Origin of the sequence: Bacillus ectoiniformans, from assembly GCF_016908875.1 — a bacterium.
GTDB lineage: Bacteria > Bacillota > Bacilli > Bacillales > Domibacillaceae > Bacillus_BX > Bacillus_BX ectoiniformans.
Window position 1 is genome coordinate 193,681 of record NZ_JAFBES010000004.1, and the last position, 24,344, is coordinate 218,024.

The 24,344-nt window shown below is 43.0% G+C and carries 26 protein-coding genes; 8 read left to right on the plus strand and 18 right to left on the minus strand.

Annotated elements, in window-relative coordinates; genetic code table 11:
• Positions 1-15: 15 nt before the first annotated feature.
• The 7 genes from JOC78_RS07930 to JOC78_RS07960 all read right to left on the minus strand — a co-directional run bounded on the left by JOC78_RS07930 (position 16) and on the right by JOC78_RS07960 (position 6,826).
• Positions 16-753, minus strand: a complete 738-nt coding sequence (locus JOC78_RS07930; RefSeq protein ID WP_204553975.1) for an SDR family NAD(P)-dependent oxidoreductase — start codon at positions 751-753, stop codon at positions 16-18.
• An 18-nt stretch (positions 754-771) separates the two neighbouring features.
• Positions 772-1,161: a MaoC family dehydratase gene (locus JOC78_RS07935; protein ID WP_204553976.1), complete on the minus strand. Its 390-nt coding sequence runs from the start codon at positions 1,159-1,161 to the stop codon at positions 772-774.
• A 40-nt stretch (positions 1,162-1,201) separates the two neighbouring features.
• Positions 1,202-2,401, minus strand: coding sequence for a thiolase family protein (locus tag JOC78_RS07940; protein WP_204553977.1), 1,200 nt, complete (start codon positions 2,399-2,401; stop codon positions 1,202-1,204).
• A gap of 188 nt (positions 2,402-2,589) precedes the next feature.
• Positions 2,590-3,348, minus strand: coding sequence for a FixH family protein (locus JOC78_RS07945; RefSeq protein ID WP_204553978.1), 759 nt, complete (start codon positions 3,346-3,348; stop codon positions 2,590-2,592).
• A gap of 165 nt (positions 3,349-3,513) precedes the next feature.
• Positions 3,514-4,851: a D-serine ammonia-lyase gene (locus JOC78_RS07950; RefSeq protein WP_204553979.1), complete on the minus strand. Its 1,338-nt coding sequence runs from the start codon at positions 4,849-4,851 to the stop codon at positions 3,514-3,516.
• Positions 4,852-4,997: 146 nt separating this feature from the next.
• Positions 4,998-6,164 (minus strand): FtsW/RodA/SpoVE family cell cycle protein, encoded by a 1,167-nt coding sequence (locus JOC78_RS07955; protein WP_204553980.1) that lies wholly within the window; start codon positions 6,162-6,164, stop codon positions 4,998-5,000.
• 194 nt (positions 6,165-6,358) lie between these two features.
• On the minus strand, positions 6,359-6,826 hold the full coding sequence (locus JOC78_RS07960) for a hypothetical protein (RefSeq protein ID WP_204553981.1): 468 nt from the start codon (positions 6,824-6,826) through the stop codon (positions 6,359-6,361).
• 184 nt (positions 6,827-7,010) lie between these two features.
• On the opposite strand from JOC78_RS07960, the gene JOC78_RS07965 reads away from it, so the two are divergent.
• Entirely contained in the window at positions 7,011-7,325 is a 315-nt protein-coding gene (locus tag JOC78_RS07965; RefSeq protein ID WP_204553982.1) for a thioredoxin family protein, read from the plus strand.
• A gap of 264 nt (positions 7,326-7,589) precedes the next feature.
• On the opposite strand, the gene JOC78_RS07970 is transcribed toward JOC78_RS07965, so the two are convergent.
• From JOC78_RS07970 to JOC78_RS07980, 3 genes are all read right to left on the minus strand, one after another.
• Positions 7,590-7,988 carry a hypothetical protein gene (locus JOC78_RS07970; RefSeq protein WP_204553983.1) on the minus strand — a complete coding sequence of 133 codons (399 nt, stop codon included), beginning with the start codon at positions 7,986-7,988 and terminating at the stop codon, positions 7,590-7,592.
• Between the two features lie 138 nt (positions 7,989-8,126).
• A complete protein-coding gene (locus JOC78_RS07975; RefSeq protein ID WP_204553984.1) occupies positions 8,127-8,264 on the minus strand; it encodes a hypothetical protein in 138 nt (45 codons plus the stop codon).
• 85 nt (positions 8,265-8,349) lie between these two features.
• The gene (locus JOC78_RS07980) at positions 8,350-8,700 is read right to left on the minus strand and encodes a winged helix-turn-helix transcriptional regulator (RefSeq protein ID WP_204553985.1); all 351 of its coding nucleotides are present in this window, start codon (positions 8,698-8,700) and stop codon (positions 8,350-8,352) included.
• Between the two features lie 166 nt (positions 8,701-8,866).
• Here JOC78_RS07980 and JOC78_RS07985 point away from each other — a divergent pair, with 166 nt between their 5' ends.
• Positions 8,867-9,463: a nitroreductase family protein gene (locus JOC78_RS07985; RefSeq protein ID WP_204553986.1), complete on the plus strand. Its 597-nt coding sequence runs from the start codon at positions 8,867-8,869 to the stop codon at positions 9,461-9,463.
• 153 nt (positions 9,464-9,616) lie between these two features.
• On the opposite strand, the gene JOC78_RS07990 is transcribed toward JOC78_RS07985, so the two are convergent.
• The 6 genes from JOC78_RS07990 to JOC78_RS08015 form a co-directional block, all read right to left on the minus strand.
• Positions 9,617-10,930 (minus strand): GntP family permease, encoded by a 1,314-nt coding sequence (locus tag JOC78_RS07990; RefSeq protein ID WP_204553987.1) that lies wholly within the window; start codon positions 10,928-10,930, stop codon positions 9,617-9,619.
• 171 nt (positions 10,931-11,101) lie between these two features.
• Entirely contained in the window at positions 11,102-11,698 is a 597-nt protein-coding gene (locus JOC78_RS07995; protein ID WP_204553988.1) for a TetR family transcriptional regulator, read from the minus strand.
• A gap of 205 nt (positions 11,699-11,903) precedes the next feature.
• Positions 11,904-12,290 (minus strand): hypothetical protein, encoded by a 387-nt coding sequence (locus tag JOC78_RS08000; protein ID WP_204553989.1) that lies wholly within the window; start codon positions 12,288-12,290, stop codon positions 11,904-11,906.
• A complete protein-coding gene (locus JOC78_RS08005) occupies positions 12,290-12,460 on the minus strand; it encodes a hypothetical protein (RefSeq protein WP_204553990.1) in 171 nt (56 codons plus the stop codon). The genes JOC78_RS08000 and JOC78_RS08005 overlap by 1 nt, the downstream gene beginning before the upstream one ends.
• A 369-nt stretch (positions 12,461-12,829) precedes the next feature.
• Entirely contained in the window at positions 12,830-13,807 is a 978-nt protein-coding gene (locus JOC78_RS08010; protein WP_204553991.1) for a S66 family peptidase, read from the minus strand.
• Positions 13,808-13,854: 47 nt separating this feature from the next.
• Entirely contained in the window at positions 13,855-14,001 is a 147-nt protein-coding gene (locus tag JOC78_RS08015; RefSeq protein ID WP_204553992.1) for a hypothetical protein, read from the minus strand.
• A 211-nt stretch (positions 14,002-14,212) separates the two neighbouring features.
• Between JOC78_RS08015 and JOC78_RS08020 the strand changes: the two genes are divergently transcribed.
• Positions 14,213-14,689 carry a hypothetical protein gene (locus tag JOC78_RS08020; protein WP_204553993.1) on the plus strand — a complete coding sequence of 159 codons (477 nt, stop codon included), beginning with the start codon at positions 14,213-14,215 and terminating at the stop codon, positions 14,687-14,689.
• Between the two features lie 179 nt (positions 14,690-14,868).
• On the opposite strand, the gene JOC78_RS08025 is transcribed toward JOC78_RS08020, so the two are convergent.
• Together JOC78_RS08025 and JOC78_RS08030 are read right to left on the minus strand one after the other, a co-directional pair.
• On the minus strand, positions 14,869-15,894 hold the full coding sequence (locus tag JOC78_RS08025; RefSeq protein ID WP_239587067.1) for a phosphotransferase family protein: 1,026 nt from the start codon (positions 15,892-15,894) through the stop codon (positions 14,869-14,871).
• Positions 15,881-17,089: an acyl-CoA dehydrogenase family protein gene (locus JOC78_RS08030; protein WP_204553994.1), complete on the minus strand. Its 1,209-nt coding sequence runs from the start codon at positions 17,087-17,089 to the stop codon at positions 15,881-15,883. The genes JOC78_RS08025 and JOC78_RS08030 overlap by 14 nt, the downstream gene beginning before the upstream one ends.
• A 153-nt stretch (positions 17,090-17,242) precedes the next feature.
• On the opposite strand from JOC78_RS08030, the gene JOC78_RS08035 reads away from it, so the two are divergent.
• The 5 genes from JOC78_RS08035 (at position 17,243) to JOC78_RS08055 (ending at position 24,196) form a co-directional block, all read left to right on the plus strand.
• Entirely contained in the window at positions 17,243-18,667 is a 1,425-nt protein-coding gene (locus tag JOC78_RS08035) for a sigma-54 interaction domain-containing protein (RefSeq protein WP_204553995.1), read from the plus strand.
• A gap of 173 nt (positions 18,668-18,840) precedes the next feature.
• Complete coding sequence (locus tag JOC78_RS08040; protein ID WP_204553996.1) at positions 18,841-19,614, plus strand: SDR family NAD(P)-dependent oxidoreductase; 774 nt, start codon at positions 18,841-18,843, stop codon at positions 19,612-19,614.
• Positions 19,615-19,639: 25 nt separating this feature from the next.
• Entirely contained in the window at positions 19,640-21,247 is a 1,608-nt protein-coding gene (locus JOC78_RS08045; protein WP_204553997.1) for a class I adenylate-forming enzyme family protein, read from the plus strand.
• Positions 21,244-22,806: an AMP-binding protein gene (locus JOC78_RS08050; RefSeq protein WP_204553998.1), complete on the plus strand. Its 1,563-nt coding sequence runs from the start codon at positions 21,244-21,246 to the stop codon at positions 22,804-22,806. Before JOC78_RS08045 ends, JOC78_RS08050 begins: the two co-directional genes overlap by 4 nt.
• 4 nt (positions 22,807-22,810) lie before the next feature.
• Positions 22,811-24,196 carry a short-chain fatty acid transporter gene (locus tag JOC78_RS08055; RefSeq protein WP_204553999.1) on the plus strand — a complete coding sequence of 462 codons (1,386 nt, stop codon included), beginning with the start codon at positions 22,811-22,813 and terminating at the stop codon, positions 24,194-24,196.
• The last annotated feature ends 148 nt before the right edge of the window (positions 24,197-24,344 follow it).

Below are 24,344 nucleotides of genomic sequence, written 5' to 3' on the forward strand. Positions count from 1 at the left end.
TTCTTCCGCTATGTATTACCGCAAATTCAGTCCTGTTGTTAACCCGCCGTCTACTTCTAGCAGCGTGCCTGTGATGTAACTTGACGCATCAGATGCCAAGAATAGCGCAGCTTGAGCGATTTCCTCCGGCTTTCCCGCTCGTTTCAGAGGAATTTTTTTCAGGAATTTTTGCTTCCCTTTTTCATCCATGGATTGAAAAAGCGGCGTATCAATTGCGCCAGGTGCAATAGCATTCACTGTGACATAGGGAGATAATTCAAACGCGGCCGTGCTCGTTAAAGAGACAAGTCCTGCTTTTGATGCTGAATAATTCGCTTGACCGAAATTTCCTTTATGTGAGACCGATGAAATATTGATAATCTTTCCGTATTTATTTTCCATCATATGCTGGCCAATCTCTTTCATCGCAGTAAAGGCCCCTTTTAAATTCACATCAAGAACGGCATCCCACTCTTCTTCAGACATCTGCAGAAGTTTCTTATCTCGGAAGATTCCTGCATTGTTGATAAGGATATCAATCTTTCCGAACGTCTCTATACTCGCTTGCACAGCTTGTTTAATATCTTGGGCACTCGTTACATTTCCATTAACGAATAAGCTCGGATTCTTCAAAGAGTCAGCTACTTCCTGCCCCGCTGGATTTAAGTCAAAAATAACAACAGATGCCCCTGCCTGATCAAAAGTTTCTGCCATCGCCGCGCCAATTCCGCTGCCTGCCCCTGTAATAAATGCGACTTTCCCTGTAAGATTCATCTTTCTCTCTCCTTCTTTTTACAAATTAGCTAAGACCTTTAATCGTGCCGTACCAGATAACACTTCTTCCTCGTGCTGGTTCAACGCCACCGTTTCGAGGGTTACTTTATCGCCGTCTACTTTCAGAATCGTACAGCGAGCTGTGATCGTATCGTTAAATTTAACAGGCTTCAAGAACTTTACATTCTGCTCCATATATAAAACCGGCTGTTTAAACATTTGCGTAAAAACGGTCGCAAAGTAAGAGGCTGGCAGCATGCCATAGGCAATCCTTGTTTGAAAAGGTGTCTTCTTGCAAAACTCCTCATTGAAATGCCACGGATTCGAATCGCCGATCACTCCGCCGAATAAGTAGTTATCACTTTCAGAAATCGTTCTCGTATACTCATGTGTATCTCCAACCTTCAATTTATTCCCTCCTCTTGAACAGACTTTGCTCTATTTTAAATTAAGCTTCTACATGGACAATGATCGCTTCCCCTTGCGCTAAACCGCCGCAAATACTGGCTGCGCCATATCCGCCGCCTCTTTGTTTCAATGCATGGATCAGCGATAAAACAATTCGTGCTCCGCTTGCGCCCACTGGATGACCAAGCGCAATCGCACCGCCATTCACATTTAAACGCTTGTGCAGCTCGGCAGCCCGCGCTCGGTCACCATCGGTTAACACGAGTGAGCTCACTAACGGAACCGCTGCGAACGCTTCGTTAATTTCTATCAAATCAAGATCATCCACTGTTAAGTTTGCTTGCTTCAAGGCTTTTAAGATGGCTTGTCCAGGAACAGTCGCAATGTTTCTTGGATCATCAGCCACACTTGCGACGGTAATAATTTTCGCTTGCGGTTTAATACCGTGGTTTGCTGCCGCTGATTCGGACATCAATGTGAGAGCCGCTGCTCCATCACTTAGTCCTGGCGCATTTCCCGCGGTAATCGTCGGCGCATTGAAGACCGTTGGAAGGTTTGACAGCTTCTCTAAAGTGGTATCGCGAGGTGATTCATCCACTCGAAACACTTGCTCGCCTCGTTTAGAAGAAATGGTAATTGGATGGATTTGTTCCTCGAACTGACCCGCTTCTTGCGCCTTCTTCCACTTCTGCTGGCTATCTAGAGCGAATTCATCCTGCTGCTTCCGGTCAACTCCATAATCCATTGCCACTTCTGACGCATCGACAGATACTAAATTAAAATCATGGTAGCGAAGACCATAGACTGGATCATTTAACGTGACATCGCCCATTTTGTTTCCCCATCGCAAAGAAGGAACGACAATCGGTGTGCGGCTCATCACTTCCGCCCCACCGGCTAGCGAAACATCTACTTCTCCCCGCTCAATAGAATAATAGCTTTGCTTGATGGCAGCCATGCCAGAGCAGCAAGCCTGATCAATCGTTGCGGAAATCGTCTGCGGTGAAAATCCCGCTTTTAATAAAGATTGGCGCGCAATAATGGGTGCGACCACTTCTTTCGATTCCGCCTGCGTGCACACTCCCCAATTCACTTCCTGCACAGCTTCGGCAGGCAATGGAAGTTCATCAGCCGCTGCCTTCATCACTTTTCCGCTTAATTCCACTGTGGAGAGCTCTTTTAAACTGCCGCCAAATTTTCCAAAGGCCGAACGTTTCCCAGATACAATGACCGTCCTCATTTCATTCCCACCCCTTTATAGTTAAAGCGCTTTCAAAATATGTATGACAGACTACAGTCTGTATATAAATTATAGTAGTCTGCTTGATAATTGTCAAACAATTCTAAATAGACCGTTATATCAACATAATAAAAAAAACTCTTTTACAGAATCCTTTGCCTTCATAAGGACTCTGTAAAAGAGTATGCTTAATTTACTTCAACTATTTCTTCTATATGCTCGTGCAGCTCTTCTTTCTCCACATGCACTTTTACTGTAAACTTCCCTTTTTCTGAAAAGGTATACTTGGCTTCATACTCTCCATCTTTTTCTTCTGCATCGATGAATTCATGTTTCTCGATGCCTTCTGGCCAAATTTCAAAACGAACATTTGCGTTTAATAGCGGCTGGCCTTCGTTTGTTATTTTAGCCGCTAAAAGCGTTTCTTCATTTAATTGTATGTTCTCAATTGCTTGAAAGTCAATTTCTGCCGTACTGCCATGATGGTGTCCGTGATCGTGCGAATGCTCAGCCGTTGTGGCGTCATGATGATGGGCTTCACCGGAACCCACTTGAAAATCTTTTTTCGGCATGGAATGTAAGTCGCGAGCAGTGACGTGAGCAACGACAGAATAGGATCCTTCTTCTTCAAACACTTTATTCATGGAGTAGATTCCTTCCCCTTGATGTTCGCCCTTGATCATCTCTGTCTCTTTCACGCCGGATTTAAAGACCTCAAACTTTACTTCGCTTGCGTCCTCCACCTTCTTATCTCCTTGGGTCACATGAGCTTCCACTTTCACCTCTTGATTAGGGACGATTTCCTCTGGCATTTGAATCTTTACATCTAAAGGGGAAACTATTTTTTCTTTTTTCTCTGGTGCTTTTTCTTTTTGACTCTCTTCACCTGAACATCCGGCGACTAATAGTAGCAAAATACTTATAGCAATCATCCATATTTTCTTCATCAGGAAACCTCTTTTCATCGAACGTGTTGTGAAGTACATTTTACCCTCAAGATGTGAAGAAAATATGAAATGGATGTGACTGATTAGATAAAAATCTCTCGCATCAAAAAAGCAATCATCAATAAGTAGCTAATTTTCAAGTGTAAGTTAAGCTGAATTCATCCATTATTCGCGAAACTCTCCACCCAACATTCGAATCGACTTGCCTTTCTCTTCATAAATAGCTTTCATTTCCTCCGGCACCATATTTCCGCCGGTCGCCCAGGATAGGTGGGTCGCATTCCTTGTCGCCAATTCTTTTGGCAAGTGAAGAGGACCTGCTACTCCGGCTAAAGCGGAGGGTTCCAGTTCCAGCCCTTCCACCTCTTTTAACAGACTTAATAATACATACATCGTTTCATCGCTTACAGTGTATGAACCGCTTAGGAATGGTTCCATCAGCTGTCCGACAAATCCAGACGGTCTTCCTACTGCCAGCCCGTCGGCATCTGTCCGGTTGTCAATGCCGAAATCCTGTACGGACACTTGATCATGCTTGCCTGTCAACAGCCCAATCAGCATACAAGGTGAGTGAGTCGGTTCGGCAAAGAAACAATGAACGTGATCGCCAAATACGAGTTTAAGTCCGAATGCGACACCGCCAGGCCCGCCGCCTACTCCGCATGGCAAATATACATATAACGGATGATTGGCATCTACTGTGACTTCCTGCTGCTGGAGTTGTTCTTTTAACCGCAGGGCAGCTACTGCATATCCTAAAAATAAATCCTTGGAGTTCTCATCATCGATAAAATAAGCCCGCGGATCCAATTCTGCTTCCCGCCGGCCTTCCTCGACAGCTAAACTATAATCCGATGCGTGCTCGACAACGCGCACACCTTTCTCCCGAAGCAGATTCTTTTTCCACTCTTTCGCATCTAGTGACATGTGGACAACCACTTGAAATCCCAGTGCCGCCCCCATGATGCCGATACTTAAACCAAGGTTGCCAGTCGATCCGACAACGATTGAATAATTTGAAAAGAATTCTCGAAAAGATTCCTCATCAAGTTTCGCATAGTTGTCTTCTTTTGTAAGAAGTCCCTGTTCCATCGCGAGTGTCTCTGCATATTTCAGTACTTCATAGATCCCGCCTCGCGCTTTAATAGAACCAGAGATCGGCAGATGACTGTCACATTTAATCAGCCAATTGCCTTCAATGCTTTCACCCAGCTGCTTCATTTTTATTTTCATATCCGGAATTTCTTTCACCGGCGATTCAATCAAACCTTTTGATGGAACGGTTTCAGGAAAAGCTTTCATGAAAAACGGTGCGAAGCGCTGCCACCGAGCTTCAGCGTCTAACACGTCATCCATGCTTAATGGTGCTTTTTCAATTGCCTGCGCAAATGTTACAAGGCTTGGATTTGTCCAAAACACCTCTTCCAATCCCACTATTCGTTTCAGTAAAGGGATCTCTTCTAGCCAGTCTGCTTTCGTTTTACCCGCGATGATTGTCTGCATATTCATCCGCTCCCCTATTCTGAATAAATGATGTATGTTGACGAAACTTGAATATACCTTTAATTTTCTTACTTTATCTGTGAAAAATCAAATGAGTGCTTTGGCAAAAACTAATGAAAAAACCGCCCCAATCAAGGGACGGTTCTTTATTCAGAAGCGAACATATAGTGCCGTTCATTATAGGTGATTGAGAATACAAGTCCCATGGCCATCATATTTCCCATGAGAGAACTTCCTCCATAGCTAATAAATGGAAGAGGAATGCCTGTGATTGGCAAAAGGCCGACTGTCATCCCAACATTTTGGAAGACATGGAAGGTGACCATCGCTATAATTCCCGCACACATATAAGAATAAAAGTTAATTTTCGTCGTTAAAGCAAGCTTCGTAATATGATAGACGAGCAAGAAGAATAAGCTAATGACAATACTGCTGCCGATAAATCCATACTCTTCTCCAACAATACTAAAAATAAAGTCGGTGTGGCTTTCTGGCAGGTAGACTTCGCGGTAACCGAAGCCTTTCCCCATTGTTTGCCCAGAACCGATCGCAAGCAAGGATCTGGTTAAATGGAAACCTGTCGAACTCTCATAATTGTATGGATCGAGCCAGGAATAAATCCGGCCAAACTGATACTGCTTGACCCCAAGGTACTTTTCAAGCAATTGCGGATGCCAAAGCACCATATAGAAAATGCCGGCCATTAAGGCAGATGCTGTTCCAAACAGCGGCAAGATCAGGCGCCATGTTATGCCAGATAAAAAGATCATCCCGAGCAGGATGGAGAAAATAACAAGGGCAGTCCCTAGATCCTGCTGAAGAACAAGCAAGAGCGGCAGCCCTGCGACAGCCCCTAATTTCACAAGGAGCAAAGCATCTGTTTCCATGCTTTTGACTGGATTTTTTTGATGGTGAATCACCATGACCCTCGACAAGGTTAACAGTAAAAAGACTTTCATAAACTCGGAAGGCTGAATAAGGCCTAATCCCGGAATTTTATACCAGCTTTTTGCGCCATTGATGGTAGGAGCGATCCCGCTTGGTGCCACGATTAAAAACGCAAGCAAAAGGATACCTAGTCCATAAAGATACCAAGAGATACTCATTAGCTGATCCGAGTCAAAGCGTATGACTACGAGAACAATCACAATGCCAATTGCATAGTTGATCACTTGCCGCAGCACGAAATTCGTTCCATACTGCCCGGTTGTTTGGGCACTGTAAATCGCAATGCAGCTGACTAAAAACATCATTAGTAGTATTAATATTAATCCGTAATCAATACGGCTGAAGTTTTGGTTAGGAGAATTCATCAAACGATTCCTCTTTCTTAAAAAATAGCACTATTACACATTATAACGCTATCGCCCAAATTCACAACAGCCAAACGTCTGATACGCTCAATCCTAAACAAAAAATTTACAGTTCAAAAAAAGCTTTCCCTCAGATACGCCAGCCGCTTGGTGCACCGTATAGGGGAAAACTTGAACGCACAAAAATATTGAATTTAATCCCAAAAATTAAAAACAATTTCACCAATCGTATTGGGTTCCCAATGCATAATTTGACTCAGTTCTGCTGTATTCAAATCATGCTGATGAGAAATCGTAAAGTCAGGAGTTCGCTTCACTTGCAGCAGCTGATTTAACTCTCTTGCTTCACACACGTAAAAGCCTTTAAATTCTTCTGCCAGCGCTGGCTCATCATAAAAGGTGATATGCCCTGTCTCTACAGAAGAGGCAAAAGCGACAAGCGGATAATGCGCATTTAGTAATATATGAAGCCGCTTTGAACCGTTATCGATCACCGCTTCAAAAAAGTTGGTATGGAGCTGCGGCTTATTGTAAACAATCACGTCACCCTTGATCTTCCGGGCAGCGGAATAACACATTTCCTTAAAAAGATTGCCGGCGTTTCTTGGCGGCGGATTATCTCCGCTGCTGTAAAACCCTGTGACGCCATAGGCCAGGTGCATAGGTGAATCTCCTTTCCTTCTGGTGGTGAACCCATCTTCTTTTATTATAGAAAAAAACAGCGAAAAATACACTCGCCGTTACAAAAGCTTAATACGATCGATTAACAATTGTCATAAATGCGAATCACTACTACAATGGAAAAGAAAGAAATGGCCAATGTAATCAGCCAAGGAGGAATCATACATGGAGTTAATTACGAGCAACGAGCAATTTGAAGAATTAATTTCGCAAGATCAGCCAGTTGTGGTGAAATTCTTTACCGGCTGGTGCCCGGACTGCCGCCGAATGGATATGTTTATTGAAGAGATTATGAAAGAATATAATCAATATGGCTGGTATGAAATGAATAAAGATGAATTCCCGGAAATCGCCGAAAAATACACGGTCATGGGCATTCCAAGTCTATTAGTCTATCGAAACGGCGAAAAAATCGCTCATTTGCATAGCGCCAACGCGAAAAGCCCTGAGCAAGTGCAGGAATTTTTGCAAACAGTATAATAGATAAACGGAGACAGCCAGTTTAAGGGTTGTCTCCGTTTTATTTTATTGAGTATGGGTTGCTGCATTTATCAAAATCGCCGATAGAAATCGGTTTTCCGCCGTTAGAATTTGGAAAGCCGCTGATAGAGCCTCAATATGCACTGATAGAATCTGGAAAGCCGCTGATAGAGCCCCAAAAGTGAATATTAATAAAATGATAAATACACTTTTTTTGAGATTTGCTTTTCGCAACCGTCAATTGAGCCCATCTCCCCAGCCATTTCACCCGACTTCTCTTTGGAGCTCCGAATTGCTGCTGCTTTTCCATTCCCCAATTAAAATCCCTGCTGCGCCGCCAGCTGCATAAGCCATCGTCCACAATTCTCCTTCTGTCAGGTAAATCAGCACCCCCGCCAATATATACACAGGCCAGGCATACCAGATCGACATGAATAATTCATCCCCTCGTTTACCGACCCACGGCAGCTCTAAGAAGAAAAAGAAACGGTACACGACTTTAATGTAAAGAGCAAACCCTATCGCACTGCCCGCAGCAACGGCGATCAAGATCCAGCTTATATAAAATAGCGTAAGAAAGGATGCAAAAGCCATCGTACAAAACACTAGCAGAATATAAGGATTATAAAAAAATTGCTCGAATGATTGTTTGATCGTTGCCACTTCCCTTCGCACCTTTTTATCACTGTATGCGCGAAAGGAGTAACAAAGACGTCCATACATCCATTTTCATGAAACTCTTTCAAACTAAACAAAAGAAAGGCGCCTTCCCGAAGTAAATCGGATAAGGCGCCTTTCTTATTATTTTTGAGTGCTCAAAACCGAGCCAAGTTGCGTTTTAATTAATTCCATGATGTGGGCGACTTGTGTTTCTTGTTTTTGCCCTTTCTCATAGGCTTGTTCCATAATGGCAAGCAGCTTCTGCTGTTCCTCTGTCATAACGGTTTCTCCTCTTTGATGTTAAATAAAATAAAGTGTAACACTTCTTTTAATACCCATCAATCTGAGAATGAAACTCCCTACTTTAGAAGCAGTCCGTATCCTCGCTGCCCTTTGGTTCCTCTTCAAGCGTCACCCACTTATGCCCCCACTTTTCAATCTCTTTTATGATCGGCTCGAGTTCACGCCCTTTTTCTGTTAGTTCATATTCCACACGCACCGGTACTTCTGCGTAGACTTTTCGCGTCACTATTTTCTCTTCTTCTAATTCTTTCAGCCGCTCGGTTAACAGCTTTCCGCTGATTGGCAAACCAGCTTTAATTGCCGAAAACCGCTGAGAACCCAATAGTAGCTGATTAATAATTAATCCTGTCCAACGTTTTCCTAGCAATTGCATAGCCTTTTCAAACTTGGGACAGAGCTGAACTTCTTTCATCTCTTTCACCTCTTTATCTTTCCATTATACCTCTTTTACGTCTAATTTGAAATCTCTACACTTAAATAAACATAGTTACTTGACAACCCAAATTTATATTTATATACTTTGTTACGAAAGGTAACAAATAAACATATTATATATAAAAAAGAAATGAGGAATTATTATGTCAAACTTTTATCAAGCAATTCAAGAAAGACGCTCTATTTATGTAATCAGCAAAGAACCTGTCATCTCTGACGAAAAGATCCAAGAAGTCGTTGAATTTGCTGTGAAGCATACACCTTCTTCTTTTAACTCTCAAAGCGGCCGTGCGATTGTTCTTTTAGGTGAACAACACGATAAATTATGGGATATTACAACCGATCAATTAAGAGAAGTCGTGCCTGCAGAAAACTTCGGACCGACAGAAGAAAAAATGACGATGTTCAAAAACGGCTATGGCACTGTCCTTTTCTTTGAAGATCAAGAAGTAGTAAAAGGATTGCAAGAAGCGTTTCCTTTATATGCTGACAACTTCCCCGTTTGGTCTAACCAATCTTCCGGCATGATTCAGCTTGTTGTTTGGACGGCTTTAGAGCAAGAAGGCTTAGGTGCAACGCTTCAGCATTACAACCCGCTGATCGATGAAAAAGTAGCGGCAGAGTGGAATATTCCACAAAGCTGGAAGCTCATTGCCCAAATGCCATTCGGCAAACCCGCCGCACCAGCTGGCGAAAAAGAATTCAGCCCAATTGAAGAGCGCGTAAAAGTATATAAGTAATACGAAATGCAAAATACGCTCGTCCAGCAGCGACGGGCAAATAGGCTTTCACAAACTTTGTGGAAGGTATTTGACCCGAGCCCCTAGCGTATTTTGCTGAACAAGATGAAATGCAAAAAGCAGCGGAGATTCCCCCGCTGCTTTTTGTTTCTATTAATAAAAGAAAATACCAATCAATAAAGCCGGCACAGCTGCCACAACTGGACCAATGACACAGGTGATGAAAATATGCTTGTAGGCATCTTTATGTGTCAGACCTGCCACGGCAAGCGCGGTGATGACGGCTCCATTATGAGGAAGAGCATCAAATCCGCCCGAAGCAATGGCCGCCACGCGGTGAAGCACTTCTGGGTCCAGCCCAAGGTTAATATACGTGCTTGATAATGTTTCCATCGCAATCCCAAGTCCACCGGAAGCGGAACCCGTAATACCTGCTAAGAACGTCGTGGCAAGGTAAAGGGAAATTAATGGACTTCCCGGAATATCAGCGAGCCAGCCGGAAATGACAGCAAACCCTGCCGTAGCAGCAATAACGGCTCCATATCCTACATCCGCACTCGTATTCACGATCGGCAGCACCGTATTTTTCGCGCCCACATTGATCGTCTGAATTTTCTTATCAATATACGGCCAGAACACCACTAGACACACCAGCACAGACAGCATCAATGTATATAAAACTTCCATTTTAAACACATTTAATGTAATTAACAAAAAGGCTGGCGGCACCATGCTCAGGAAAAAGTGAGGAAGCTTTTTGCCTTCATATTGATCTTTGATTTCAGTGTCGCTATTTTCAAGATTTTTCATAGATAAATAGGTTTCGCCTTTGGCCTCTGATTTTTTTAAAGCACGTTTTAAATAAAGAACATTAAACGCAATGACTGTGATGGCGGCCACAATTCCTAGAAGCGGAGCAGCCATGACATCTGTTCCGAAATATTTAATCGGAATAACGTTTTGAATAGCTGGCGTTCCCGGCAGCATCGTCATCGTAAATGTGGCGACTCCGAAAAAGTAAGCGGCCATAAACAAGTGCCAAGGGATATCAAGCTCTTTAAATAAAGGCTTGGCAATCGGCAGAATGGCGAAGATGACGACGAATACGTTAATCCCTCCGTATGTCAAAAGCGCACAAATCACCACAATGGCGATCAAAACATTAAATTTACTTCCTCTTCCAATTACTTTTAAGATCCCTTCCGCAATCGAACGGGCCGCTCCACTGTCTTCCATGAACTTCCCAAACATTGCGGCAAATAAAAAGATTAAATAAAAGTTCTTCGCGAAGTTAACAAATCCCGTCATGTAATTTTCTTGCATGGTTTCGAGCACAGGCATCTGCGTCAGGAAAATCACCACTAAACTGGCAATTGGCGCAATGATAATAATACTAAACCCTCTTAACGCTAAAAAAATTAATAAAGCCAGTGAGATAAATACGACCGCTACACCCCAAAACTCCATCTTTTTCCCTCCTTTTTTGTGAACGCTTTCATTTAGTTAGACTATAGTCTGTGAAATATTCTACTCCATCTTACATACAGACTATAGTCTTTGTCAATATATTCTGAATCTTTCTTTTTTATTAATTTTTCTCCATAAAAAAATACCATGAAAATTTCTCATGGCAGCTCCTCACTTTTTTAAACCATCTAAGTAATATGTTAAATAGGTAATCCCCTCTGTTTCAATATCAAGTGAGTGACCGAAAATACTCCAATCGTATAATAAGCCTCGGATCGCTCTAGAGATGCAGGTGCCCATAAATTCTGGCGAGACATCCGTTCGAAACTCTCCCTTTTCCTGACCTTCCTGGAAAAAGTCCGTCATGATTTTATATAAAGGCCGCTCTGCATTGACAAAAAAACTGTCTCTTTCTGAATTGATTTCATGAATATAAATTTGCTGTACGAGATCGAGTCCCAGCTCTTTTTTTATATATGTCATTTGCGTTTGAAAGAATGTGATCAGTCGATGATAAACCGTTGTATCCGTCTCATGTTTTTGCGTCTCCATATAGGAGATATAGAAATCATCAATTTCCTTAAATTTTTCTAAGAAGATTTCATGCTTCGATTTAAAATGGTTATAAAACGCCCCTTTAGAAGTAGAGGTCTTCTGAACAATTTCATCTACCGTCACATGCTGGAACCCTTTTTCCGCAAATAGTTCTAACGCAGTATTAAGAATCTTTTGTTTTGTTTGCTGTCCTTGCTTTTGCCTGTTATTCACTGCATCCCCCTCGCTTTCCCCTATACCCATTTTACTCTCTCTCTGCTAAAAATCAAAAAAAAGAAGGCTTGATGTGATTTGAATTTCTTCAAATACATTAAGCCAGTTTCTGCTAGGTCTGAATATCACAACGGTTTACACATTTGGTCCTTGATAACACCTTTGAAGGATTCAATGAATAGACAGACAGATAGTAAAAGAACCCTCATTTGCGAGGGCCCCTTCTATGTAAGTTTCGTATTACTCTTTTTCTCTTAAACTTATGATATTCCAATAAAATGCTATTAAAATCAACAGGATTTAATTCTCCTCGTAGAGTAATAGGACCGCTGACGGTAATAGCTATCTCTGATTCTACTTCGGCATAGGATTCATTATCTAATCCGGCCTCCTGCCAATGAACAATCTCAATTCGATCAGGAAATCTAGCAGTGGGTTCAGAGGAAGTAATCTTTACTGCTACAGCTATAGCAGTTCCATCGTCAGCCACAGACATAATAAGAGCCGGGCGGTATTTTCCTGATGCCTGGCCCGGCAGAATTGGTGGTTTGAATGGAAAGTATATATCGATAATCTGACCCGGTTTTACCATTAATCTTCGAGCCATCTTGAATGTGAAGGGTTATTGTAGTCTAAATTAACGGCTACTCCATTTTCGACTTTTAATACTGGTTGGTTCTCTTGCTGTCTTAGCATGTCCACTCGACGGGACATTGTGGCATTTGCTGCCGCTAATTTATGAGCACCCTGAATTCGTTTCAATCTTCTGCGAGCTCTACCTGGTGCAGATAAAGTTTTCGAACCAGACTTTAACATTTTATTCCTCCTCCTTTTTTTCATTGCACACCTCCTTCACCTACTTTTGTGAAGATAGTATATGCAAAAAAAGGCAAATTAGGCAGAGAAAATATTTATCCTTCTATTTATATATTACCCAACGATTGGGAGTATAGTCAACAATGTCATTTCCCCTCTTCTATGAGATCATAATCAATTCTAGACAGCAGCTGATTGGAGTTATAAACCGGTGTGTACGCCTTGTGCTTTTGGGTCTCCATATATGAGAGATAAAAATCAAAAAAAGAAGACTTCGTGCGCTTGAATATCTCAAATACATTAAGCCCGTCTCTGCTAGGTCTGTTTGATAAAAATATCGGCCTTTTCTCCTTGAGCGCTAATTTCCGCATAGCCTCCGATCGGCCATGTGGCAATAGGGTCTGTGTGGCCGGTATTCACATTTGCGATAATAGGTATATCACTAAGTTCGGGTTTATTTTTCAGCAGTGTCACAAGAGCCGTCTCTGTCACATTCGATCCCTTTTGAAAACGCCCAATGAGGATGGCTTTCAGCTCTTTTGCATCCGGCAGCTGAAGAAGTGATTGCAAGTCGCGGTCAAATGACATCGTATGCGATTCTTCATCATCTTCAATCACGAGTACCGCCCCTTTTAACGATGGCATATATTCAGTGCCTTGGAGCAGATTCATCGTACAAAGATTCCCTCCAATTAATGTTCCTTCTGCGGAACCTTCTTGAATGACAAGGTGCCCTGAATTTTGATAAAAGTTGCGCTGATCCTGGTCTAAATACCATTTATCATCACTCCATTGCTCTGAGGGTTCTAATTCAAATGGTGCATCATTCGTCAGAGCAGTAAAAAATCCTTGAACCGTATAATCAGCCATTTGCTTCATGCCAAATGTGGAAAAATGCGGACCTGAATAGGTAATTAAACCGTTTTTACGATAAATGGCTAACTGCAGTGCCGTTATATCACTGTACCCGCATAAGATTTTCGGGTTATTTTTGATGAGGTCATAATCAATTCTTGAGAGCAGCTGATTGGAATTATAGCCTCCAATGGCTGTCAGAATCGCTTTGACATTCGGATCAGCAAACGCTTCATGTAAATCGCTTAGACGCTCATCCACTGAGGCTGAAAAAAAGATATCATGTTCATTAACGTGGCGGCCAAATGATACTCTAAACCCAAAGCCTTCTAACCGTTCAGTTGCTAGTCTTACCTGTTCTCCTTTAACGATCGCCATGCTTGTAGATGGAGCAATTACTCTTACCTCATCCCCTGGCTGCAGTCGCGGCGGCAGCATATTCATTCCTCCCCCTATAAAAAAAGAAGCAACTCAATGGCCGCTTCTCATCTGATCTGCACTTTTTCTTTATATAATTCTTCTAATCTTTGCGTCAGTAAGTGCATCACCATTTCTACTTTTGAATCTTCTCGATGTGCTTCTGTAAACACTTCTTGCATTACTAAAAGCAGATTTTCTTGATCTTTCGGCATGATTTTTACCTCAATCATTTAATAGACTACTATTTATGTAGACAGCAACATCATACTACAAATTTAGCCGTTCGCCAACAGAAACTTCAAAAATATTCCTTTTTCGACACATTTAGTTTAATTGGTCTATTTTTTAAGATTCGATGTTTTCCCGTCGTTATTTTCGTGAAAAGGCTTATAATAAAAGAAAACGAGAATAGGAGGAACCATGATGGCCCTTCCTCAAACAATAGAGGAATTAGATCAGATTAAATTAGAATGCGAAAAAATGGTGACGAAACGTGCGTCTGCATCCGCCGCTGCAGCCGTCATTCCCATCCTCGGAACAGATGTCGCAGCTGATGTGGCTATGATGTCCGAACTTTTGCCGGCTATTAATAAAAAATTCGGCCTCTCCCACGAACAAGTCGAAGAGCTAGACCAGGAAACGAAACGCGTGCTTCTCGTCATGATCACCTCTGCAGGTAGTGAGCTCATCGGAAAAGTCATTACTAAACAAGTCATCACCCATCTCTTGAAAAAAGTCAGCACGAAAATTGCTGTCAAACAAGTCGCGAAGTTCATACCCTTTGCCGGACAAGCCGCCGCAGCCGGAATCAGCTTCAGCGCTATGAAATACCTCGGCAACTCTCACATCAATGATTGCTACGACATTGCCAAAAAATATATCGAACAGCAGCCGAAATAGAGAAAAGACATCCTCGAGCATGAGGATGTCTTTCTTTATGGGATAAGGCGTGGTAGTTCTTATCCTTCAAAGTAAAATTTTTATATTTCGGATGTGGTTTATTTGCTCTCGCATTTAGGTTATTCGCCCTGAAACCACACTTATTCGCCTTCACCTGAGTTTTTTAGCCTTCCCATACTTTATTTTCCTCCTGCGGTATCCCAAGCCTGCTGCATCAAGTTGCCGATGCCGATATGAAGGTTAGCAAACCGCTCATCCTTCACTTCGCCTCGCTTGTAGCGGGCATAGATTTGCTGTAAGATGACAGCTATTTTATAAAAAGCGAAGCTAATGTAGTAATCTATGTTCTCAAGGTCGCGCCCGGTTTCCTTGGCATAAATGGCGGCCAATTCTTTTCTCGTCAGGAAACCAGATTGATTGGTTACTGCGGTCAATCCTGTTTCCGCTTCTCCTGCTTCTGTCCAGTATGCCAGGCTGACACCAAGATCTAACAGCGGATCTCCCACTGTCGACATCTCCCAATCAAAAACTGCGGTGATGAGATTCGGGTTATCCTCCTGAAACATGAGATTATTTAATTTAAAATCATTATGAACAATTGTGGCTTCACTTGATAGCAGAACATGGTCGATTAGCCAATCCTCCAGCTCACTGACAAAGGCCCAATCCTCCGTTTTTGATTGGTGGTACCTTTTGATCCAGCCGTGCACCTGTCTCTCCAAGAACCCTTCTGTTTTCCCTAATTGATCGAGCCCATGTTTATAGATATCAATGCTGTGAAGAGCCGCCAATTCTTTAATAAATGTTTCTGAAATTAATTTCTTTGTCTCATCATTTTGCCATTTGGCGGGAATGTCCTCATCAAGAACAACCCCTTTTTTCAATTCCATAATATAAAAATGTTTATCCATCACTTCTGCATCGTCCACATACAAAAGCGGTTCTGGCGCTTTCGGATAGACAGGGTGAATGCTGCTTAATATCTTGTACTCTCTTTCCATATCGTGAGCTTTTTTCGGAAGCTGGCCAAACGGTGGCCGCCGCAATACACCTTCCCACTGTCCAATTTGAATGATGTACGTCAAATTAGAGTAGCCAGAAGTGAAGGGACGAACCTTCATCTCTCCGACTTCACTTGCTAGACCAAGTTCAGACCGTACCAGCTGTTCTACCGCGTCCCAATGAATCGTCTCATCTTTTAGCAACAGCCTCTCCCTCCTTCTTTTTCTCAAAGGCTTTGATCATCGAACGGGCAACGACCATGCGGTGAACCTCATCCGGACCGTCATAAATTCTAGCCGTTCGCGCTTCACGGTAAAAGCCTTCAAGCGGTGTGTCGCCGGTGACGCCGAGTGCTCCATGCACTTGGATGGCGCGATCAATGACATCATGAAGCACCTTGGCTCCATAGAATTTAAGAGCAGAAATTTCCTGGCGCGCTTCGTCTCCCTGATCCATTAACCACGCCGCTTTTAACGTAAGTAAACGGAAGGCTTCAATTTCAACAGTGGAATCCGCAATAAAGTTTTGGATGGACTGAAAATCAGCCAGACGTTTTCCTCTCGTCTCCCGCTCAGTGGCATATCCGATCATTAAATCCAGACTTCTTTTAGCGACACCAATCCAGCGCATCGCATGTGTAATTCGTCCAGGTCCTAAACGCAGCTGCGCCAGCTTAAAGCCTTCTCCTCTATTACCGAGCAGATTTTCCTTCGGGATTCGGCAATTCGTGTACTGCACTTCACAATGGCCCCCTGTAAAATGGTCACCAATTACTGGTACTTCTCTAACAATCTCAAACCCCGGATTCTCGTTATCTACAATAAATAAACTGAATTGCTGATGAGGCGGCGCATCGGGATCGGATTTCGCCATGACAATAGAAAAACTTGACCCGATGGCACCCGTTGTGAACCATTTGTGCGCATTAATGACCCATTCATCTCCATCAAGTTCAGCAGTCGCTTGCAGCATTCTTGGATCCGAACCTGATACTTCCGGCTCTGTCATCGCAAAGCAAGAACGGACATCTCCATTGACAAGAGGATACAAATAATTCCGTTTCTGTTCTTCTGATGCGGCATGCCATAAGATTTCTCCATTTCCGGCATCAGGCGCCATGGACCCAAATATATATGGAGCAATCGGACTGCGGCCAATCACTTCTGACAATAAACCGAGAGAAAGAAATCCCATGCCTGTGCCCCCAGCATCCTTTGCCATATGTGCCGCCCATAATCCCATATCCTTTACTTTTTGCTGAAGCGGCTTCAAAATCTCTTCTGGCAATCCTCTATGAGGCACCATATGTTTTTCATTCGGGTAAACGTGTTCCTCCATAAAAGCTTCCGCCTTCTCCACCATCTTTTGCTGTTCTTCTGAAGGGTTAAAATTAAACATCTCTTCATTCCTCCCATTCGTTATTCTATTTCTTATCCTTCTACTTGCATTTTCTGTGCCATCTCAAATTCAGAGATTTTCACTGCTAAATAGTGAAAAAGTGATGAAAAAAGTAATCAGATAATTTAGAATTAACTAACAAGAGGTGATTTGATGAACGAAACCGAAGTGACATCTGCTCAGAAAGAAATCGAGCGTCTAGCAAATGAGCTTAAACAATCAAAAACACTGGCTAAGCGTTATGAAGCCGTGATTGAATCCAGCTATGATCCTATTTTTATTGCTGATAAAAATGGAATTGGTTTAAAAACGAATGAAGCATACACTCGAATCACAGGAGTCGAACCTGAAAAACTAATCGGCAGACATATGCGTGACCTGGTAGATGAAGGAATTATTTCTGATTCCATTACATTGCAGGTATTGCAGCAAAAAGAACGGCTGACAAGAGTTCAAACGGTTAATGGAAAAGAACTGCTTGTAACAGGAAACCCTATATTTGACGAGTCAGGCCGCATTTCATATGTGGTCACGAACCTCAGAGACATCTCTAAACTAAACGGCTTAAAAGATGAGCTTAACCGTACGAAAGCACTTGCGGAGAAATATTTACAGGAGCTGGAGCAATATCACGAAAAAGAACATCTCATCAGCTATGAAGGTATCATCGCGAACAGCACCAAAATGGCTTTTATCACGGAGCTTGCAAAGAGAATTGCCCCCGTCCACTCTACTGTCTTATTGCTTGGCGAGTCCGGTGTCGGCAAAGAAGTGATCGCGAACCTAATTCAGAAACTCAGCGATCGGCGGGACAAACCTTTTATTAAAGTCAACTGTGCGGCGATACCAAGAGATTTGCTGGAATCTGAGCTATTCGGATATGAGAAAGGTGCCTTCACAGGAGCTCATGATAAAGGCCGGCCTGGACTATTCGAACAAGCACATGGAGGAACGATTTTCTTAGATGAAATCGGAGAAATGCCGCCTCAGCTGCAAGTGAAGCTCTTACGGGTTCTGCAGGAATTTGAAGTGACGCGGATCGGCGGAGGGCGGACAATAAAAATTGATGTCCGAATCATATCTGCGACCAATAAAGACCTTGAGTATATGATCGAAAAAGGGGATTTCCGCGAAGATCTTTATTACCGGTTAAATATCGTCCCGATCCGCATCCCGCCTCTGCGCGAACGTAAAGAGGATATTCCTTTGCTTGCCCACCATTTTTTAAATCAAGTAAACACGAAATACGGTTTAAATAAACAGCTATCCGATGACTCCTTTGTTTTAATGAAAAACTATTCTTGGCCAGGCAATATTAGAGAAATGCAAAACATGATTGAAAGACTGGCTGTCACTTCTCCGGCAGAAATCATTGATGCCAGTTGTTTTCCTTTTTCAAATGAGGCCGAGATGCCGAAAAACCCTTCACAAAAAACATTAAAAGAAGTCGTATTTGAAGTCGAGCGCGAAATGATCTTGCGTGCAATGGCTGAACACCGCTCAACTAGAAAAGCCGCTGAAGCACTGGGAATCAGTCAATCCGCCCTTGTGAAAAAGAGGCAGAAGCTTGGGTTGTGATTGAAAGCGATTACATTTTTCATCGCCGATTCGAAAAGGAATCGGTTTTTTTACGTTTTCCACCTTAATTTTTGTGCTAACCCATTGATACTACTGAAATATACAGAAAATTTAGAATTGGCATCTTACTTGCATTGTTAATAACAAATGATTCTTTAAGCGAGGTGGATGTAATGGATTTCAGTCAGCTTCCTACATTTCGTCTGGATGGAAAAATAGCTCTCGTCACTGGCGGAAGCAAAGGAATTGGATTGGCAATGGCCGGCGCTCTGGCTTCACAGGGAGCCGAAGTTATTATCTCAGGCCGCAACATCACTGACTTAGAGCAAGCCGTCGGATTAATGACATCACAGGACCTTTCAGTTTCCTATATTCAGTCAGATGTAACAGATAAAAAGCAAGTAGACGACATGATCAACCAAATCGTTGAAAAACATGGAAGTCTCGATATTCTCATTAATAACGCTGGAATGAATATTAGAAAGCCGTTGTTGGAAGTCGAAGAAAAAGATTGGGACCAAGTAATCGACACGAACTTAAAGGGTATTTTCTTTGTCGGTCAAGCGGCCTCACGGCAAATGATCTCCCAGAAAAGCGGAAGGATCATTAATATTTCTTCTATATTAGGCGGAATTGGCATGCCCTTTCAAACAAGTTACGCAGCAAGCAAGGGCGGCATTAATCAAATGACCAAAGTGTGGGCAAGTGAGCTTTCCCCTCACCAAATTACGGTGAATGCCATCGCTCCTGCTTATATTAAAACACCGATGACTGAGCCTTGGCTTGATGATGAGGAACGTTACAAGACAATCGTCAGCAACACGATGACTAACCGAATCGGAGAACTAGAGGACTTGGCAGGACCCGCTGTCTTCCTTTCTTCAGATGCCTCAAGCTATGTAACTGGACAGATTTTATATGTGGACGGCGGATGGACCGCTAAATAAAACGCAGCCATAAGGAGGAAACAGAATGATTATTGATGGAGAATTGTACGGAAGGGATGTGAAAATGTACGCGAACCGTCCGGCCAATGTCTATGACATGCTCATCCAGTCAGCGGCCCTGTACCCCGACAAGGAAGCACTGATCAAAAATGAGACCCGCTTAACTTATCAAGAGCTTGTTAAACAAACGGATACCGCCGCTGCTCATCTCATGAAGAATTACCATATTCATAAAGGCGATCGAATTGCTCTTCTAACCGGAAACCGAATTGAATTTGTTATAGCGGCACTTGCTTGCGCCAAGATAGGCGCCATGTTCGTCCCTTTAAATACTAAACTGACAGCCGACAACTTAACGTATATGCTTTCCCACTCGGGCGCCAAACTGCTCATTACTGAAAAAGAGCTGGTCTCCCCTTTGTTGAAATGGGTTCAAAACAGCGAGTCTCTCGAAGGCTGTCTGTTAATAGATGGATTAGACCCGACACAAGGTCTTTATTCTTTTCACGATGAATTGCTGAAAGAACCAGCTCCCCCTGTCTCCTTTCCGATCGTTGAAGAAACGGAAAGTCTGTATATTATGTACACTTCTGGAACGACAGGCACGCCTAAAGGAGCCGTAGGCAGTCATACCAACGTGATCCACAGCTCCATCAGCTATCAGATCCGAATGAACACAACGGAACATTCAAAGACGTTGCTTGCAGTGCCTTTATTCCATGTCACAGGTCTGATCGGCCAGCTTTTTCATATGATTTTAACAGGCGGGACAATCGTTTTAATGGAGCGGTATCAGACGGAACCTTTTATCCAATCGTTAGTGTCAGAAAAAATCACGTTTCTATTTAACGTTCCAACGATCTATGTCATGTTGATGTCTAGCTCTTCCTTTCAGTCAAATTCATATGAATATGTCGAAACGATCGCTTATGGCGGCGCACCAATGTCAGCGGAAACGATTAAACAGATTCATCGCTTCTTTCCTAACGCGTCTATGCATAATGCCTATGGAGCCACCGAGACCAGTTCGCCAGCGACGATTATGCCTGAACGATATCCGCCTGAAAAAATTAGTTCAGTCGGGCTTCCCGTTCCGGTTGGCGAAGTGAAGACGGTTAATTCTGATGGCAGCCAATGCGGACCTGGAGAAATTGGCGAACTCTACATTAAAGGTCCTATGATCGTCAAAGAATATTGGAACAATGAAGAAGCGAACCGTTCCGCTTTTAGCGACGGCTATTGGAAGTCTGGTGATATTGCTCTACTTGACCAAGATGGGTTTGTGTACATCATGGACAGAAAGAAAGACATGATTAACCGCGGAGGCGAGAAAATTTACTCGATTGAAGTAGAAAATGCACTATACGCTCACCCCAAAGTGCTTGAAGCCTCTGTTGTAGGAATTCCAGACAGTCTGTTTGGAGAAGAGGTCAAAGCTTATATTGTCCAAAAGCCTGGAGAAACGATCACAGCTGACGACATTCTATCTTTCACTCGTGAAAAGCTCGCCGGCTATAAGATTCCGAAGCATATAGAATTTATTCAAGAGCTCCCGCGCAATCCCGGTGGCAAAGTACTAAAAACTAAATTAGCTCAATCAACTATCGCATCTAAAGGAGGAAATCATTCATGACTGATATTGTGGGAAATCGCACCATTCCTGGTGTGTTAAACGAGATGGTTTCATTGCATTCTGATAAACCATTCGTACTTTTTGAAGATCAATATGAACAAAGGCACTCTCTCACCTATGGAGAGTTTCACGACAAGGTGCTCAGGCTTGGTCAGGTCTTTCATCAGGCAGGCATTCAAAAAGGGGATAAAATTCTGCTTCATTTGCCAAACGGTATGGACTTTATGATTTCCTGGTTCGCCATTACAACAATTGGTGCGGTCATGGTGCCGACCAATATTTTATCAACGGCCGATGAACTGGCCTACTTGCTTGAACACTCTGAATCTAAATTAGTCATTACAGAAGATGAGTATGTGGATAAATTCTCCCGATTTCAACAGCAGCTTTCCGGTGTATTTTTATCCAGAAGTAAAGGGACAGCTCCATTCGGAGAAAGTCTCGATCAGTTGATTGACCAGGCAGATCCATTGGCTATGGAGGTCAGCATTTCCAGTGAGGATCTTGCAGCTATCTTATACACATCCGGCACGACCTCTAAGCCAAAAGGTGTATTGATTACTCACGCCAATTATTTATTTGCCGGAGAAGTGATGTCGAAGTCATTGCGCCTATCGCCAGAGGATCGCGTCATGATCGTCCTCCCTATGTTCCATGGCAACGGACAATATTATTTAGCCATGCCGGCATTAATGACTGGTGCGAGTATCGCGATTACAGAAAAATTCAGTGCCTCCCGCTATTTTAAACAAGCGAAGCGTCTTAATGCCACGGTGGGTTCTTTGTTCGCTGCTCCGCTAAAAATGATTTTGAAGAAGCCATTTGAAAAGGAAGATGCTGAGCACAATTTACGCCTGATCATTTTCGCTCAAACCATCACACCTGAACAATTGCATCAATTTGAACATCAATACCGTGTCCCTCTCCGGCAAATTTACGGAATGACGGAAACAATCGGCACACCGCTCATGAACCCGCTTGATGGTTTTTATAACAACTTGAGTGTTGGCCGCCCTGCTATCGGATATGAGGTTCGGCTGACAGATGAAAATGGGCTCGAAGTTGAGGATGGCGAAGAAGGTCAAATTACTGTAAAAGGTGTACCTGGAAGAACACTGATGAAAGGTTACTTTAATAATGAAGACGCCACAAATGAAGCGTTGAAAAACGGCTGGCTTCATACAGGCGATATGGCTCGAAAAAATCCAGAGGACGGTCTCTTCTATTTCGTGGACCGCAAGAAGGATATGATGAAACGAGCCGGAGAAAATATCGCAGCTAGTGAGGTTGAGGATGCAATTAATCAGCATGAAGCTGTATTTGAAAGCGCTGTCATCGGTGTGCCCGATGAAATGCGTGACGAAGCGATCCATGCCTTTGTTGTTTTAAAAGACGGTTACGCATTGACGGAACGGGAGCTTATTGCATTTTGCGAAGGGAAACTAGCAAAGTTCAAAGTGCCAGAAGCCGTACATTTTACTAAGGAATTTCCACGGACATCTGTCGGAAAGATTCAAAAACACCAATTAAAACACACGATTTCCATTCCAAGGGGGTAATAAAATGGAACCAGTTAAAAATATGCCAGAAAAGCACGTACCCAATGAACCGAAGCAAAATAATTTTATGGCTAAAATTGCTTTAGTATTTGCCGGCATTGCAGAAAAGTGGCTGCCTGATGCTTTTGTTTTCGCGATCATCTTAACCGTCATTACGTTTCTCTCTGGAATCTTTGTAACAGACAACAGCCCTTTTGATATGATGCTTTACTGGGGAGATGGAATGTGGGGTCTATTAACTTTCACTGCCCAAATTATTACAACCTTCATAATGAGTTATGGATTAGCGCTGACTAAACCCGTATCCCGTGCACTTGAAAATATTGCTGGAAAATGCAAGACGCCTAACACAGCGATTTTGCTTGTGACCTTTACATCTTTGTTCGCTTCCTTAATCAGCTGGGCATTCGGATTGGTCGTAGCCGGTATTATGGCTAAGCTTGTAGCTAAAAAAGTTCCGGATGTTGATTACCGTGTGCTAGTGGCCGCAGGATATTCAGGATTTGTTATCTGGGAAGGCGGACTGTCATCCTCCCCTGCCCTTTTCGTTGCAACGAAAGACCATATTTTCCAAGAACAGATCGGCATCATCCCAACAGCAGATACACTGTTTTCCATGTTGAATATCGCCATCGTCGTTCTTATTTTCTTCACTCTGCCATTTGTCATGAAAATGATTCACCCTAAGCGGAAGGAAGACCGCTTTATGGTGGATACTGCTTTATTAGAAGATACAATTGTCGAGGAAGAAAAGAAAGAAGATACGAACTATGTGAATGATAAACTAGAAAAAAGCCGCTTAGTGACTTTGATCGGCGGTGTGCTGGGACTATTCTATTTAGGCAATCATTTTATGACAAACGGATTCTCACTAGACTTGAATACCGTTAACCTCATGTTCTTAACAGCTGCCCTACTATTGTATGGAAATGTTCGCGAGCTAGGAAAAGGTTTATTGAAGGCTTCCGCAAGTGTCGGACAGTTTGCTTTGCAGTACCCATTCTACGCGGGTATTATGGGCATGATCAGCGCGTCTGGTTTAGCTGCTACTCTATCTAACTTCTTTACTGATATTTCCAGCAGTCAAACGCTGCCGTTTCTAACATTCTTGGCTTCCGGCATTTTGAACGTTTTCGTCCCATCAGGCGGAGGACAATGGGCCATTCAAGCGCCAATTGCATTGCCAGCCGCTATGGAAATGGGCGTGGAGCCAGCCAAGATCGTTATGGCCGTCGCTTGGGGAGATGCTTGGACCAACATGATCCAGCCATTCTGGGCGATCCCTCTTCTTGGTATCGCCGGCTTAAAAATCCGTGACATTATGGGATTCACCGTCATCACATTAATTTATACAGGTATCATCATTTCCGCGGTTTTCCTATTGCTTTAAAATAGCCACCCAGCCTTCGCTTTATGAGGGCTGGGCTTTTTTCATTTTAGGGGAAATAGTGGAGACGGTTCGCTTCATCCCCGGTGGAGGTGAAATACGAAAACCGTCCAAGCCTTTGATCTACTTACAGTTTGAGACCGCTTTTCGT